We start from the raw sequence: 13,987 nt of genomic DNA, 5'->3' as shown, positions 1-13,987 counted from the left end.
ATTTGGCGCCGATGTCGGTGGGAATTCTAACTTACAGGACTTAAGAAAAACCTCGAGATCAAGGCAAAAAATGTTTTTAGTGAGGGAGTTTAGATAAACTAAATGACCGAATTAAAAGCATTTTTTAACATAGAGATTGGGGTTTTTCGTAAGTCCTGACTTATTTGTTTTTACTTCAGGAGTAAAAAACAGACTATCATTGCCATTATTATTTTAAAAGATTAACAGTTGAGTTTTGTGCTATCCATTGGTCAAGCTGATTCACTACGTCTTCTTGTTTATACCGGCTGGCAGGATGGGATGTTAATAGTCCCTTCTCAGCAATTGCATCAGCCAGGTAAGATGTGAAAGAATGATGATGATATGCTCTGGAGGAATCGCCTAAAAAATCTTTTAATTTCTCTATGGTTTCATCTAAAGTAGCATTTTTTGCATTGATGGAAGTATATAGCTTATTCGCTGTAGTGATTCCAAAGCTTCCATGGCGAAAAAAACTGAAAAAACCATCGCCTTGTCCTCTGTTGTATTTGGGATTATTTTTATTTTCGGATTTCATGTGATAATTCGTATAATTCTGGACTGCGGTGTAAACAGCAGATTGCAAGTCAATGACTGACAAGGTGGTTTTGTCTAAAATTGCGTTAATTTGTTGTTCGCCCCCTTCTGTAATTAGCTTACTGTGAGGTTTGTCCAAAGAGACTCTCTTAATTTTAGCTTGTAAATGGGCGGGCAAGCGTCTTCCCCGGGGGCCTTGTGCACGTTCTCTTACAAAATGGATTAATTTTGTTTCCTCTCTCTTGCTATCCATTTTTTTGCTAGGGATAGTGGATAAATTTTCTTCTTGAGCCACTAGTCCTTTGAATTGTTTGTACTTGCTGAGAGAATCAATAGCGGCCCATGCCTCTTGTATTTCTTTGGAGGTGATTATCCCGGTGTTGTTAAGGGGTATTTTAGGCGCGAAAGGATTGATACCCCCCATTTTTTTAATGCGTTCCTCTTTCTCTAAGGCTTCAAGTCTTAGTTGATACTTTATTTTGATAGAATCATAGGATTCATTGCTTTCTACGTTTAGCCAGCTAAGTAAGGCTTCTGTTTTCATTAATAAACTCCAATTGCAGAGCATCATTAAATTGGCACGAGCTCTATTGCTTTCATCGCTAATTTAAACCAAGCTCCACTATAAAGGCCAGGCCTAATTTAGTGAAATTAACCATATGTTCCAGATTCAGAATATCCAAAATATCATTGGAGGTATGGACATAAGGATTATCATCGTCCAAAGTAGTTGCAGACGGATAGGTGGTTTTAAAGCCTTCATTGGTCCAATTTACATGATCACTGCATGCATAACCGCACTTAGTATAGCCAACAGGAATTTTGACATAGCGAGTTAATAATTCTGCTGTAAATTCAGTTAAACCCTTATCTACATAATCCTTTAACAGCCAAATCGTTTGGTCTTTGGCGTTAGCTCTGTATCCTGCCTGGTCTAACTGCATTACTGCTTTCACTGGAATGTTTTTCTGTAAAAAATCTTGTACCACATATCCAGAGCCGATAAGTCCTCTTTCTTCAGCAGCATAAGCTATAAAATAAACTGGCCTATTGAGCTCAAAGTTCGATGAAAAGAGCACTCTTGCCATTTCAAGTTCAACGGATATTCCACTAGAGTCATCATCAGCACCAGGCATATTGCCGTCCAGTGTGTCAATATGTGCCCCTATAACAATGGCCTCTCCCGGTTTATTTTTTCCAATTACAGTGACGACTGAGGGTTGTATAAATTTATTTCCGGTTTTGACAAAGTAGCTCTCTACATCTTTTCTTCCATAATCTTGGGCTAAGGTATCAAATTGCTGTTTAAACCATTGTGCAGACTCTACTCCCGTTCTGGATTTTGCAGAGCGGTTGATATAACTGGTTAAATGCTGATTGGTTTGCCATATTTTGGCCGGATCAATTTGTTCGAACAAACCATGGACTTGTGCTTCATGATTAATCGGGTATGGGTTTTCGGTGGAGATGGGTTGGTAGCGGGTCAGTTTATCTAATAATTTTTGCGAATCTAGAAAACGATTGTAGGTTTGCTGGATATATGGCTCAGCATCAAGATAATTTCCACAAACTGGTCTCATTTTTTGTAGAGTGTTGGCAATACTTTCATCAATCGTAATGGCAATGAAGCTAAAGTGAGCCGATTGCGCAATTAACCTGGCTTTGTCTTTTAATTGCTCATACAGGCAGTTTGAAACAATAATTCTATCCTCCTCATGGGACTGAGAAAGACACCATCCGGTAACACTTGAAAAGCACAATAAAACAATGCCAACAAACCTTGATTTAAATACCATGAAAAACTCCGTTTTATTTTTTCATTGTAATATATTACATGGAGGAGACTTAGGCTATTCTTTACTGTAATGAATGGGCATGTTCGAGTTTTGTATCACCTTTCGCCTCTATGTCATGTTTATTATCCCAAAAAGTGCCTGAAACTATGGAATAGCTCGATGATCTTGAACGTTGAAGTCTTTCATCACGTTCTCGCAGAATTTTCTTGCCAAAAAAAGTGCCTGCCAAATAGGTACCGATACCAATGGTTGCAGAAGCAGCCAGAAGGGGGGCGCTTGATTGGTGGCTGGGCTCTAAATGTACTCCTCCACCATAAGTGACATTGGTCATTGCATTGGCCTTCACTTTTTCATTGACTACCAGGTTGATATAATCTGTATGGATGGTTGTATTTTGAGATACAAAAAAGTCAAGGGGGAAAAATTTTGATGTAACTGGCCCAGTATAATCAGGCGTTTGCACTGAGCCAGTTATATTTGTTCCATTAAAAGGATAAGTCAAATGATATTTTGATAAATCCTTAATCGAAAAATCCAGAACATTTTTTGTCAAAAGACTGCTGAATGAGGCTATTGCCAAAGAATTGAAGAAGGATTCTGCGTTGACATACAGATATTCTTTGTAAGAAGGGGGTTCCAGATCAGTGCTGTACTTGGCAATAAAGTGGTATTTGTCTTCTCTGTTTTGTTGCCATTTTTTAATATTAGCCCCAAAAGTTCTTAAAGTGGTTCCGGAAAGAATAGCCAGAGAACTAATCATAAAAATAGTACCTGGATTGGCAAAATCATTCAATGCATAGCTGCCACCGCCGGATTTTTCCAGCAAATCTCTGCGAAAAGGAATGGTTTGATTAAATCCATAATTAAATTCTACTGCAGTGATATCCAAATTAACTGTGCCTGCTACTCCAACTGATCCGAAGTACCCTGCTTTTATTGTTTCAGACATGGAGTAAGAGAGAGAGAGCCCAGTGCCTCCGAGCAGGCAAGCTAGTGATCCAGCTGCATTTAAAGAGTTTGCTGCGCCTTCGATTACGGTATTAGTAACCACGCGATACGCATTCCAAAATCGATCAGTCCATCCCATATTTAAAATCTTTTGTTAAATGATAAAAAATAAATTCGTCGCTTTGATTAAGTACGAATCAGTAATGATGGAAAGAATAACATATTTTTTTTAAAAGCCAGATTTATTTGTGGCAAAAAATGGCATTTAGTAGAAAAATAGCTCCCTTATGGGTTTTTTTTTGGACATTATGGAATGGGTTTCACGTTGTCTAGTAGTATCAACCATTACATATAATCGAAAGTTGTTGCTATATTTAAAATAAGTTATTAGCAATAATATGAAATGAAACTACACTCCATCAGCACAAACAAGATACGCCTCATCATCAGCATGTGGCCTATATATCTATTCGCAGTTTTGTTTCTTGTAGCAAGTTTTTTTACAATGCTTATTTTAATGATGGAATACACCCTCGTTTGCAAAAACAAACAATACCATTTGGCTAAGGAATGTGTTTTACACAGCAAAATTTATAATTTATATCACTCCAGCACCGAGTTAGGGGATTTAAAAGCAGCAGTAGTCAGAAGCAGTCGCTCAAGTAAAGGAAATACGCTTTATTATGTGGATTTGTTAACAGATCAAGGTTCGGTCAATCTGACGGGGAGCAGTTCCAGCGGGCGTGACGATAAAGAAATTGCTGCCAACAGCATCAATAACTACATAAGCAATAGCTTGGAAACGACTTTTAAAGTGAGTTATCCGGCCTCGTGGTGGATGTATGGCTTATCCGTTTTTTTTCTATTGGCAGGCGCTCTGTTGCTTACTGTTAGAGGGGCAATTACTGATTTTGACAGAATATTAAAAACAATTGTAATCAAAAGAAAAGGATTGTTTAAGACAGAGGAAACCAAATTATCGTTTTCTGATGTAGATAAAATAATAGTCGAAGATTCGCTTGGGAGCAGAGGTGCGAAAACTTATAGACTTGCCATCGCTCTAAAGGATAAACCACCTATTCCTTTAGTAACAACGTATGATTCTTCTTTTGCTAAAAAAGAAAAAATTGCAAACCAATTAAATCAATTTATCCATGAGATCTGAGTCCGCTTGTTTATTCTGTTAATAATAGAGCCATGGATAAATAATCTCCACGGTAGTCAGGGTTATTTACGCGTTTAATCATTTGATTGAGATACCCAATCTCTATCGTGCTGTTTTTACTGGTTCTATAACCTAGGCCAACAAATAAACGGTTTTGATCAAAGCCTTGATTACGTTGAAGATTGAAGTCATTCAGATGAAAAAAAGCTTCATCACTAATCACGGCTGCGTATTTAGGGTGCTTGGGAATAAAAATACTAGTTTTAAATAATTGTCTATACCGCCAGGCGGTATGAATAGCTCTTTGGATAAAGCGCTCTTCCAAACGTGAACGAGCCGTCAGTCTGAATCGAGTATACTCCTTGCCCCACAATAATTGTTGCCAAATTCGATTTTCATCTACAGGTGGATTGGCAAATGGTTGCGCCGTATAAATTCTATCATATCCGAGCCAGATGGTTGTTGTAGGCAAGAGTTCATATCCTAGTCCAGGACGTAATAGCAGTTGAGACAATTGCGAAATATTTTCACCAACTCTATCTTGTATCTCAAGCCAATATCTTATTTTGCGATGTTGTTTATTGATTGGTCCTATCACATTCATAAGTGTCCATAATTGAGTATCCCTTGTCGATGCTCTAACAGAGGCAAAATAGAACATTTGTACAATAAATAAAATAGTAAATGCGAGCAGGAATTTTTTCTTTAGGTTGGGGGAATATTGATAATTCATTGTTTAAAAAGACTTAAAAAGTTATTGCGCAGCAGGTTTGAGAAACTATCGTCAATATTGTTTATTTTATTGTTCAATTTTTTTATAAAATAGCTGAGAGTCATTTTTTATAGTATTGATAGAATCATGTTAACCTTTTATTCTTTCTCAGATTATAGACAAAAATCAATAGATTTATTAGGCACTAGAGTCTTTTGTCGGTCGAAATAATACTTAAGGTTGAAAGAAGAGATTATATATTTTAAGGTAAGTCCCATCATTTTCAATCTCAATTAATGCCTGGTTGATTTTTTCAATCAGTTCTGTTTGATCTAACCTCGCGACAATTCCAAGTCCTATGCCAAAAGGAAAACTGTCGCCTAATAACTTACAGTCCGGTGTATTGGATACCCAGTATTGAGCTTGATCGCTATTAGTCACTATTGCGCTAACTTGCGGATCAGTCAGCCCATTAAGTAAATCCATAAATGTTTCGTAATATTTAAATTGAATATTATTGTTAAAATAGACCTTTAAATAATCGACAGTAGGCGCACCTAAATGAATTCCTATCGTTTTTCCTTTGAGATCGTCAATTTTTTTTATATTCGAGTTAGATGGTATAAGAAACTGGTGATAGCTGGATTTGTAGGGAAGACTGAATAAAAATCGTTCGCTTCTTTCAGGCGTAATATTAATGCTACCAATGCCTAAATTGATTGCACCAGAATTAATTTCAGCTAAAATTTGTTCAAATAACAATGGCTCGTATTGGCATTTTGCATTGATGCGCTCGCAAATCTCATCCATGAGTTCAATTTCAAAACCATAAAACTCATTTTTCTTGGAAGAGTCGTTGACTTGAGTTTCAAACGGAGGATTGTAAGATAAGGTACCTATGACCAAACTCAGTGCATACGGTTTATAAAAGGGAATAACCAGCAGCAAAGAACATAAATAAATCCTGAGGCGAACCATTTAAATATCCTTTTCATATAGTTATTTATTATTTTAGCCTTATTTTTGAAAAATAAAAGAACGGTTGGATTTATATTTTTCCATAAATCAGGATGCTTTACCTTGTATAGAACAAAGCAAGTAAATTGCCAGTTGTATAGGGTTTGTGAAGTTAATGATATCAATCGGAAGCACTTTGCCCTGATAAACGATAAATCACTTGGGGTTTCAGGTTATTTTGCTCCCCTAACCAATTGATTAATTTTGGCCGGAATAATTTAAAAAACAAATAGAACCGGTTGCTTGAACGAATTTGTGCTATTTCATCCCTTGCATACAGATCTGCAATCTCGGATGGTGTTGTTAATTTTAAATTTAAGGCTATTTTATCCATATGGAAAGCAATATCCGTTAGCGCACAATCACATAACTTGAATTCACCATCAATGATTTCTTTGCCATTTAATTTTAAATCGTTCATGGTGAATTGATGCTGATAGAAATACTCGCAGGTTTTTCCATTGGCTGCTTTTAATTGGGGATCCGCCCCAGCAAGCTCCAGTTCCCGGATTAGCTCATCAAAATGATAAAAATTAGCCCAATGCAAGGCGGTCATACCATGATGATCTCTTTGATTGACATCACAACCTAATTCTTGCATTTTCGCTAAAATCAATCGCGCTGACTTTTTATCAGCAAGTTTGCAAGCCAATAAAAGTGCTGTATTTTCATTAGAGGATTTTATCAGTAAATTGCGATTGGCAAAGGCTAAGGTTCGTTCCAGATTCGCTTTATCACTCTCAATTACAGCCAGATGCAAAGGCGTATTTGTTGATATCTCATCGTCATAACTTTCTTTACTGGGGCGGCTCATTGCACAAAAGGATGGCAAATTTTCTCTCAGGAAAGACATAGCGCTGTCGTGCGATAGCTCTTCATGGTACAGTGAAAAAAAAGCGTCAAGAGCATCTGGTTGATTGAGGAGCGGATAGATGACTTCCAGAATTTCCTTGGTTAACAAATCGTTAATTTGTAATTTAAGTAAGAACGACTCGTATTTTTCTATAATTTGCCCATTACACAAATTAGGAGTAATTTTTTGCATAAAACTTAGGCTTAATATACCTAATTTATCCATGGTTTTCATAAATTTTGAAAGTGCCCGAAGATCAGGGATACCAAGATCCCTGCTAATTAATAAATCGGCAATTACTGGGATTAAATCATTGGGCGTTGCCCTGGTTAGCTCGAACAATTCAAAAAGTAAAATCCATTCATCACATTGCTCAAATACGCCATTCTGCTGGTAAATTTGCAGAGGAGGTACTTTCGTTATGTTAGTATATCGTTCCAGTTTGTTTTTTTGAGCCAAGTAGGCTACCAACTCATAGGTTTTGTTATCTTTAGGTGGAAGCATCCTGATTGCTTCAACCAAAGCAGTTCTTGATAGAGAGCTCGTATTTTCATCAACATAGATGCGTAGAGCCAGGGTAGGATTGGAGAAACGCCTGTGCTTAATGAAACTGATTAAATGGATTAATTGAGTTAATTGTTGAAATTGTCGTTCTGTCAATTTTCTCTTAAAGCCTTCGGCCACCCTTGTTTCAATTTCATCGATGGGAATGCCTGGAGTGTCAATTATTGCGAGGAACCAGTCGGTAAATGTGATTGTTTCAATATGGGAAATTGTAGCGACCATAATCATTCCTTAAATAAATTGTCAATATTATAAACAAAAAGTATTGTTTTGATAACAAAAAAATGACATTTAATAAAATAAATATGATAAAAGATCTTTAAGGTCATTGAGTTCAGTTTCATGGCATCCGGCGTTTATAGGAAAAAACCAGATGAGCGAGGCTATATTTAATAATTGCAGGAATTAATGGTTCATTTTGGAGATATTCAATCTTCTTTTGGATTACTATTGATAAGTAAGGTAAATAGCGTGAGTGGCCATCTTGAAATTTCGGTTCCGTTTTTATCTGGGTATTATTCTTTTAATTTTGGCGATAGTTTGCCCTTTGCTGATCCCGTTAATTGTGCAATCCAACTTCTCTGTGCTAATAAAGGGATTTCTATCTTCAATATTAGTATTCGGTCTTCCGGAAGTTTTGATTGTCTTAGCTATCACTTTACTTGGAAAAGAAGTGTATGGCCTTCTCGAGCAAAAAATTAAAAATATCCTTTTTAAGGAAAAAGTATCAACAGCCCGTTATCGCCTGGGTTTGGTATTCTTTGCTTTTCCACTTGTTATAGGGTTGCTGGAAGTGTTTGTAGAAGAAATTACCTTAGCCTATGGAAGTTATTATTATTGGGTGGAAATTATTTGGACAATGATGTTTGCTTTAAGCTTTTTTATTTGCGGGAAACAATTTTGGGATAAATTTAAATCTTTATTTATTTATGATTCTTATGTTGTTTTTGGAAAAAATAAAAAATAAGCTTATTAATTGTAGTTGTTTCTAGTTTAGTCCATCCTCCTTATAGCGTTCGCTATCTGGGGATTTACAATATTCATTGATTTTAGGCAAGCTTAATTTATTAATATGTTCTTGCCCTGGCAATATCTCTATTCCCCATAGTGAGAATATGGGGTTGTCATCTATCGTATATCTCGCATCTGCGAGGATTAAGGGATTTTTATTGGCAATAATTAGAAATCCATCGGTAAACCAGTGAAATGTAGCCAAATCACTTTTTTGTCCGGATGACAAACCAAAAGGAATCATTGATTCATTAAAGCTTAAAGCCTGCCGAATCAGTCTGATTGTGGTTGGATAGAAAAGAGAGGTTTTCGCTTCCGCGATAATTAAACAATCTTGTTGCTTAGCTATGATGCGCCAATAAGTAGAGCTGGCCAATTTAGGCATTGCACGAGGATGGTTTATTTTGAAGTTATTAGTCCTGGCGTACTGATGAATGCCATCTACAGCGCGATTATGTAATATCGTATTAAAAATCAGGAATAAAATGCAGAAAAACAGGCTTGCAGTTACTGCCTTTTGATTTTGATAGATGACTGACCAGGCTGTTCCTAACAATAGAGGTAAGGTAAATACGGGATCAATAATAGAAATAATATCCCAACTAATACGACTATCGCTCCAGGGCCAAAATAAAACAGTGCCGTAAGAAGTCAAGGAATCTAATAAACAATGAGTTGCATAACCAACGATAGAGGCTCCAATGGTTACTTTCCAATATTTTCTATATTGTGAAAAACACAATAGAAATAGTGCAACTATCAGTCCTCCAATTGGGATAAACATTAAAGAATGCGTAAGGTAACGGTGCCATTGCTCAAGGCTCAATGGCTCTTGGCTAAAACGAATGAAAACATCCAAATCCGGGGCCATCCCTGCTAAGGCACCTGCTTGCCAGGGAATTCTCTTGTCATATTTTCCTAAAGCCGCTTGTGCACAAGCGGCACCTAAAGCACCGTGAGTTATAGGATCCATTTTTTATTTAACGAGCCGTTTGTACAATGAAAACGCACTTTTTCAGAGAAAGCCCTAGCTTTATTTCATTGAAAAAATGAGTATTATATATTGCAAAAGAATTTTTATAGATATTATTTTAAAAAATAAAAGTAATTTTTTTCAATTTTAATTGAATTTAATGACATGGTTCAATTTTTTGTAGGTCCAGGCGTGTCATCGGGTTGATTGAATATTGCTTTTATAATACTGCTGGAAACGTAGGGGCCAGTGATAGTTTGAATGAATGGCTAACCGGGATAAGTATTAAGGCGGGTTCGATAACGAAGCTAACTCGCAATATAGACTTACTTTTAACCTATCAATTCACACAATATAACAGTATTGCCGGGGTTCAAATGGAACCTTTATCGGAAGATACGTTGAGAGGGAGCTATAAGCCAAACGTAAACACAGTGCTAATAGGCTTTAAAGTACATCCTTCAGATGAAATCTCAAAAGACACTTAATCTCAGTTATGGATAAGACCTCAATTGCAGTTATTTGAGGTTTCCTATCCTTAACTGATTTTAAATAATCAAACTGAGCACGCCATATCGTGGCCGCAGCAAACAGGTGATTTGATTTGACCGCATCCGTTGGGGCATTTTGCTACTTGAACTTTATTCCCATCATTTTTGACTATGGTGCCACTAACCAACAATGCGTCACATTTACTGCAGGTTAAATTTTTTACGCCCATACCACATTGATTGCATTTACATTCCATTATAATGACTCCCTTTTATTTAAGTAGAAAAACTTTTATTAATTATAATCCATACTAAATTGAATTGGATTCTTCGTTAGATTTCTGTCCTAGCAAGACTTCATTGACACTTTCTCTAATACTTTCTGTTATTGAACCAAGGTTTAAGTGATCTTCTGTTAAACCAAATGGTTCTTCTAAATTGCGAGCAATTCCCTCTATGGCAATAATTAGATAGGTGATAATAATGGTAGCAGGTATCGCCCAAATGCCAAGTGTATCGATTAGGCTGCAAGGTAAAAAAAGGATAAAAATAATGAATACATGCTTGACAAAAACTCGAAATGAAATCGAGATAAATGTATTTTTAATACGTTCACAACCGCCGCAAATATCCATAAATTTGCTAAATTCGTTATCCAATAACCATAGATTCAATCTTTTCGATGCTTTAGTCTTCTCAGACAGTTCACGATACAGTTCTTGTGCAACATAAGAGGGCACATGACTGAGAAGACTCGCCCTTGTTAAAAATTTTTTAAAATCATCCCGGCTACTTTTTTGTCTCAAATGAATGGCCAATACTTCACAAAACGTATTGATGAGTTCAGAGAATTTTTTAGCCTCATCGGCATTGGGTGATAACAATATCCTGATTTTTATTGCTAAATTACGACTGGCATTGACTAATTGACCCCACAGGGTTCTCGCTTCCCACCAACGTTCATAAGCCCGATTGCTTCTAAAAACCAAAAGCAAACCTAAAATGATGCCAAATACGCTTTGCGAATAGGATAACCAGTTACTGGAATGCAAGTTATCTTGTTCAAACCAAAAATAAATAATGGCGCTGTAAACACCAACCAAAACACTAATTCCAAGTACTTTCTTCAGAGCATGAGTGAAATGTACTTCTGAAAATAAATAGCTAATCATGGCAGTTCATTTGATTGTTTTGTTTTCCAGAATAATAGAAAGCGATCTTTCTATAAAGGGCCTTGTCAAAAAAACGTGAGAGCAAAACAAGTAATAACCAGAGAAGCCAGTTATTACTTATTGTTCAGTCTAAATTCTTAAAGAGTAATAGTCTGTTTGTTAACAGTTACCACCATTTATGGGTGTTGATGAGTATTGGGAGTTGGTTGCTGGTGATAATGTTGATTCTGAGAAGCGTGATAGGGTGAATGATGATGAGTTGTAAAAAAACTATTGGGGTGGTACATGGGCGGTTGGCCTGGAAGATAAGACGGGTTTGGATTAACAACTACAGTGTGTTGTCCATTGCTGACTTGAACAGTAGCATTTGATGGGTGAGAGTGTGTTGCAGGGTGATGATGTACTCGTTTCATAGATTATTATCCTTATAAAAATACAACTGCATGACATACATAAAACTGGCGTTACTCAGGCTATTTCAGAATAGCCTGAGTCCGAGATTGTAATGTAGATAGTTAAACAAGTACAGATAGTATTAAAAATTTACTATTTTCACTTTCTTGGCTTTCTTCACCTCAATATTATCGGCTTTTTGTACTATAATCATCATCATAGTGGGTAAAAAAAACACTATTCTAGTCAAGATAATTAACATAACTTAATAAGCTAAGGAATAAGCACCAAGGGGGTGGCTTCTTTTTGTTTGTGTTTAACTAGATTTATTAAGGTTTTGTTATGGATTCTCTAGATTTAGATTTTTATGCCATTACCAGAGCTCTTTTATTTTTTTCGCTAATTGGTTTTATAGTATTTCTTGAATATTTCTTTAGTTTTCATCGTTTGGGTAAAGCAGGGTTTAGAAGGCGAAGAATCAGCAATTGGTATTTGGGTATCGTTAACATTATAGTTGCCCTTCCATTAAGCACCTTAACTACAGCGGCCTATTGTGAGTATTACCAAATAGGATTATTTAACTTGCTAAAGGTACCTTTTGGGCTTGTCTTTATTTTATGGTTTATAATGTATGATTTGTATGTGTACTTATTTCATCGCCTAAGTCATGCGACTTTTTTATGGCATTTTCATAAAATACATCATTCCGATAAATCACTTAACGTAACGACGAGTTTTAGATTTCATCCTATTGAATATATTTTATTCAATGCCTTAAAAATAGTTTTGATTATCCTTTTGGGTCCTTATTTCTTTGTCATATTTGTCTCCGACTTTATTCAAGCCATTCTTGTATTCTGGGGACACAGCAACATTGCCCTGAATGCTAAACTTGAGCAAGCACTATCTCGAATAATTATTACTCCGAGATATCATGTGATGCATCATACGCAAGATGAATGTAGAAGAAATTATGCTGCAGGACTAACACTATGGGACTATTTATTTCATACTCAAACAGAACCCCTTTGGAATAAAGATGATATCAATAAATTAACCCTCGGAGTCCAAACAAAAACAAATTGGCCTGAATTCAAAAATCTCTTATTAATAAATAAATTAATCCATTTTTTTGGCAAACCGCAATTTGTCTATTTCAAATTGCCACTAATTACGATAGGAGTTACAGTAATTTTTGGAATAGTTGAATTTTATTAATTACCATAGCATGTAGGCTTTAATTAAAAATATAGCCATTTTTTTAAAAACTTATTTTAGGGAGCCATAACTAATGATTCCCTATACATAAATTGTTATCAAATCTTGGTAGCCTCTAGTTATGTCAAAAAGAAATTTATCTCCCGTGCTTAATAGTAGTGTTTGGTTGATGTTGCTTCGATGTTTCTTCTCCATGGCAAAGTTTATAAAAAAAACAATAAAGATTATAATAAGGTGATGCACCAGGAATAAAATCGGGGGCATTATTTCTTCTCACTTCCATCTTTTGTGCTTGTGCCGAAGTTGGTTTCTCAGTCTCTTTTTTTTGCATGTTATTTGTTGATTTCATAAATCTTATCCTTGATTAAGAAAATAGATTGAATTTTAAGTATCGTTCAAACCAGGAAAGAGAGTTCCGGTTTGTTTACAAATGAACCGTTTTATTGCTCATGGCTTGGTGATTATAGTTCAGACAGGTGATCAATTGTAGTAGTTGTCCCAGATGTGTTATGGTTATCTGACTGACAGGAATCGAGATGCCAGAACAAGGAATAGATAATGAACTGTTTTCCTTTCTTTGCAAAAAAAAATAAAAAAAATAACGAAGAAAAAGCGGAAAAAACATTAAGCGTATTTCCTGTAGGTACTTCTATAAATAAAACAACGGTAAAGGAAATTTGTTTTACAGATATCTTTTGTGACACCCATCCTTTTGTTTGGTATTACTATCCAGAACATAATCTCGCAATTTGGACTTCAAGACTGGCAGGGACAACCCAAGAATATCCGGCAGATTATTTGCTTAATCAACTTGCAAAAATTCCTGGAATTACCATCGACCAAGGTGATGCGGCCATCAAGGATGTTAATACTTTCCTCCAGAACCATCAAATGATTCCTATTAGAAACAGCGAAAGCTGGCGATATATCAAGTCTTCTTCTTTCTCAATGAGTTAATGAAGAGATTGAAAGCAGATCCTTGTTCTTAATAATGGAAGATTTTGCTGGCTCAGTTTCGCAAATGATGTGCAATGGATATTCAAATGATTTCTCTCATCTTATTGATTGCATAGAGCCCACACGCAATCAAACATTAGAAAGTTGTGATCATAATAATAT

At 35.9% G+C, this 13,987-nt stretch carries 15 protein-coding genes; 5 read left to right on the top strand and 10 right to left on the bottom strand.

The window, feature by feature from the left end; all coding sequences use genetic code 11:
- Positions 1–208 precede the first annotated feature (208 nt).
- From OQI99_RS11805 to OQI99_RS11795, 3 genes are all read right to left on the bottom strand, one after another.
- Entirely contained in the window at positions 209–1,099 is an 891-nt protein-coding gene (locus OQI99_RS11805) for a hypothetical protein (protein ID WP_265732065.1), read from the bottom strand.
- A gap of 58 nt (positions 1,100–1,157) precedes the next feature.
- Positions 1,158–2,351 (bottom strand): aminopeptidase LapB, encoded by a 1,194-nt coding sequence (gene lapB, locus OQI99_RS11800; RefSeq protein ID WP_265732064.1) that lies wholly within the window; start codon positions 2,349–2,351, stop codon positions 1,158–1,160.
- A gap of 61 nt (positions 2,352–2,412) precedes the next feature.
- The gene (locus tag OQI99_RS11795) at positions 2,413–3,438 is read right to left on the bottom strand and encodes a hypothetical protein (protein WP_265732063.1); all 1,026 of its coding nucleotides are present in this window, start codon (positions 3,436–3,438) and stop codon (positions 2,413–2,415) included.
- 264 nt (positions 3,439–3,702) lie between these two features.
- Between OQI99_RS11795 and OQI99_RS11790 the strand changes: the two genes are divergently transcribed.
- Positions 3,703–4,464, top strand: a complete 762-nt coding sequence (locus OQI99_RS11790) for a hypothetical protein (RefSeq protein ID WP_265732062.1) — start codon at positions 3,703–3,705, stop codon at positions 4,462–4,464.
- 10 nt (positions 4,465–4,474) lie between these two features.
- Here OQI99_RS11790 and OQI99_RS11785 read toward each other — a convergent pair whose 3' ends face one another.
- The 3 genes from OQI99_RS11785 to ankQ all read right to left on the bottom strand — a co-directional run bounded on the left by OQI99_RS11785 (position 4,475) and on the right by ankQ (position 7,838).
- On the bottom strand, positions 4,475–5,197 hold the full coding sequence (locus OQI99_RS11785) for a DUF2490 domain-containing protein (RefSeq protein WP_265732061.1): 723 nt from the start codon (positions 5,195–5,197) through the stop codon (positions 4,475–4,477).
- A 213-nt stretch (positions 5,198–5,410) separates the two neighbouring features.
- Positions 5,411–6,154 carry a transporter substrate-binding domain-containing protein gene (locus OQI99_RS11780; protein ID WP_061513962.1) on the bottom strand — a complete coding sequence of 248 codons (744 nt, stop codon included), beginning with the start codon at positions 6,152–6,154 and terminating at the stop codon, positions 5,411–5,413.
- A 160-nt stretch (positions 6,155–6,314) separates the two neighbouring features.
- Positions 6,315–7,838, bottom strand: coding sequence for a Dot/Icm T4SS effector AnkQ/LegA10 (ankQ, locus tag OQI99_RS11775; RefSeq protein WP_265732060.1), 1,524 nt, complete (start codon positions 7,836–7,838; stop codon positions 6,315–6,317).
- Positions 7,839–8,085: 247 nt separating this feature from the next.
- Between ankQ and OQI99_RS11770 the strand changes: the two genes are divergently transcribed.
- Positions 8,086–8,577, top strand: a complete 492-nt coding sequence (locus OQI99_RS11770) for a transporter suffix domain-containing protein (RefSeq protein ID WP_265732059.1) — start codon at positions 8,086–8,088, stop codon at positions 8,575–8,577.
- A gap of 21 nt (positions 8,578–8,598) precedes the next feature.
- Here the strand turns inward: OQI99_RS11770 and OQI99_RS11765 are convergent, their stop codons facing one another.
- The gene (locus OQI99_RS11765) at positions 8,599–9,594 is read right to left on the bottom strand and encodes a metal-dependent hydrolase (RefSeq protein ID WP_265732058.1); all 996 of its coding nucleotides are present in this window, start codon (positions 9,592–9,594) and stop codon (positions 8,599–8,601) included.
- A gap of 203 nt (positions 9,595–9,797) precedes the next feature.
- Here OQI99_RS11765 and OQI99_RS11760 point away from each other — a divergent pair, with 203 nt between their 5' ends.
- Complete coding sequence (locus OQI99_RS11760) at positions 9,798–10,082, top strand: hypothetical protein (RefSeq protein WP_265732057.1); 285 nt, start codon at positions 9,798–9,800, stop codon at positions 10,080–10,082.
- A 314-nt stretch (positions 10,083–10,396) separates the two neighbouring features.
- Here OQI99_RS11760 and OQI99_RS11755 read toward each other — a convergent pair whose 3' ends face one another.
- On the bottom strand, positions 10,397–11,257 hold the full coding sequence (locus tag OQI99_RS11755; RefSeq protein ID WP_265732056.1) for a bestrophin family protein: 861 nt from the start codon (positions 11,255–11,257) through the stop codon (positions 10,397–10,399).
- Between the two features lie 176 nt (positions 11,258–11,433).
- On the bottom strand, positions 11,434–11,670 hold the full coding sequence (locus OQI99_RS11750) for a hypothetical protein (protein ID WP_265732055.1): 237 nt from the start codon (positions 11,668–11,670) through the stop codon (positions 11,434–11,436).
- A gap of 322 nt (positions 11,671–11,992) precedes the next feature.
- Here OQI99_RS11750 and OQI99_RS11745 point away from each other — a divergent pair, with 322 nt between their 5' ends.
- Positions 11,993–12,868 carry a sterol desaturase family protein gene (locus OQI99_RS11745; RefSeq protein ID WP_265732054.1) on the top strand — a complete coding sequence of 292 codons (876 nt, stop codon included), beginning with the start codon at positions 11,993–11,995 and terminating at the stop codon, positions 12,866–12,868.
- Between the two features lie 136 nt (positions 12,869–13,004).
- Here the strand turns inward: OQI99_RS11745 and OQI99_RS11740 are convergent, their stop codons facing one another.
- On the bottom strand, positions 13,005–13,217 hold the full coding sequence (locus OQI99_RS11740) for a hypothetical protein (protein ID WP_061514527.1): 213 nt from the start codon (positions 13,215–13,217) through the stop codon (positions 13,005–13,007).
- A 209-nt stretch (positions 13,218–13,426) separates the two neighbouring features.
- On the opposite strand from OQI99_RS11740, the gene OQI99_RS11735 reads away from it, so the two are divergent.
- Entirely contained in the window at positions 13,427–13,825 is a 399-nt protein-coding gene (locus tag OQI99_RS11735) for a hypothetical protein (protein WP_265732053.1), read from the top strand.
- The last annotated feature ends 162 nt before the right edge of the window (positions 13,826–13,987 follow it).

The organism is Legionella sp. PATHC039 (assembly GCF_026191275.1).
GTDB lineage: Bacteria > Pseudomonadota > Gammaproteobacteria > Legionellales > Legionellaceae > Legionella > Legionella pneumophila.
This window is presented reverse-complemented; position numbering and strand designations above follow the sequence as displayed.

What these genes read in the sequence shown, in the direction of transcription:
- OQI99_RS11735 (WP_265732053.1), top strand. Translation starts at nt 13,427, where the DNA reads ATGAACTGTTTTCCTTTCTTTGCAAAAAAAAATAAAAAAAATAACGAA.
- OQI99_RS11790 (WP_265732062.1), top strand. Translation starts at nt 3,703, where the DNA reads ATGAAACTACACTCCATCAGCACAAACAAGATACGCCTCATCATCAGC.
- ankQ (WP_265732060.1), bottom strand. Translation starts at nt 7,838, where the DNA reads ATGATTATGGTCGCTACAATTTCCCATATTGAAACAATCACATTTACC.
- lapB (WP_265732064.1), bottom strand. Translation starts at nt 2,351, where the DNA reads ATGGTATTTAAATCAAGGTTTGTTGGCATTGTTTTATTGTGCTTTTCA.
- OQI99_RS11765 (WP_265732058.1), bottom strand. Translation starts at nt 9,594, where the DNA reads ATGGATCCTATAACTCACGGTGCTTTAGGTGCCGCTTGTGCACAAGCG.
- OQI99_RS11795 (WP_265732063.1), bottom strand. Translation starts at nt 3,438, where the DNA reads ATGGGATGGACTGATCGATTTTGGAATGCGTATCGCGTGGTTACTAAT.
- OQI99_RS11745 (WP_265732054.1), top strand. Translation starts at nt 11,993, where the DNA reads ATGGATTCTCTAGATTTAGATTTTTATGCCATTACCAGAGCTCTTTTA.
- OQI99_RS11780 (WP_061513962.1), bottom strand. Translation starts at nt 6,154, where the DNA reads ATGGTTCGCCTCAGGATTTATTTATGTTCTTTGCTGCTGGTTATTCCC.
- OQI99_RS11805 (WP_265732065.1), bottom strand. Translation starts at nt 1,099, where the DNA reads ATGAAAACAGAAGCCTTACTTAGCTGGCTAAACGTAGAAAGCAATGAA.
- OQI99_RS11740 (WP_061514527.1), bottom strand. Translation starts at nt 13,217, where the DNA reads ATGAAATCAACAAATAACATGCAAAAAAAAGAGACTGAGAAACCAACT.
- OQI99_RS11785 (WP_265732061.1), bottom strand. Translation starts at nt 5,197, where the DNA reads ATGAATTATCAATATTCCCCCAACCTAAAGAAAAAATTCCTGCTCGCA.
- OQI99_RS11750 (WP_265732055.1), bottom strand. Translation starts at nt 11,670, where the DNA reads ATGAAACGAGTACATCATCACCCTGCAACACACTCTCACCCATCAAAT.
- OQI99_RS11755 (WP_265732056.1), bottom strand. Translation starts at nt 11,257, where the DNA reads ATGATTAGCTATTTATTTTCAGAAGTACATTTCACTCATGCTCTGAAG.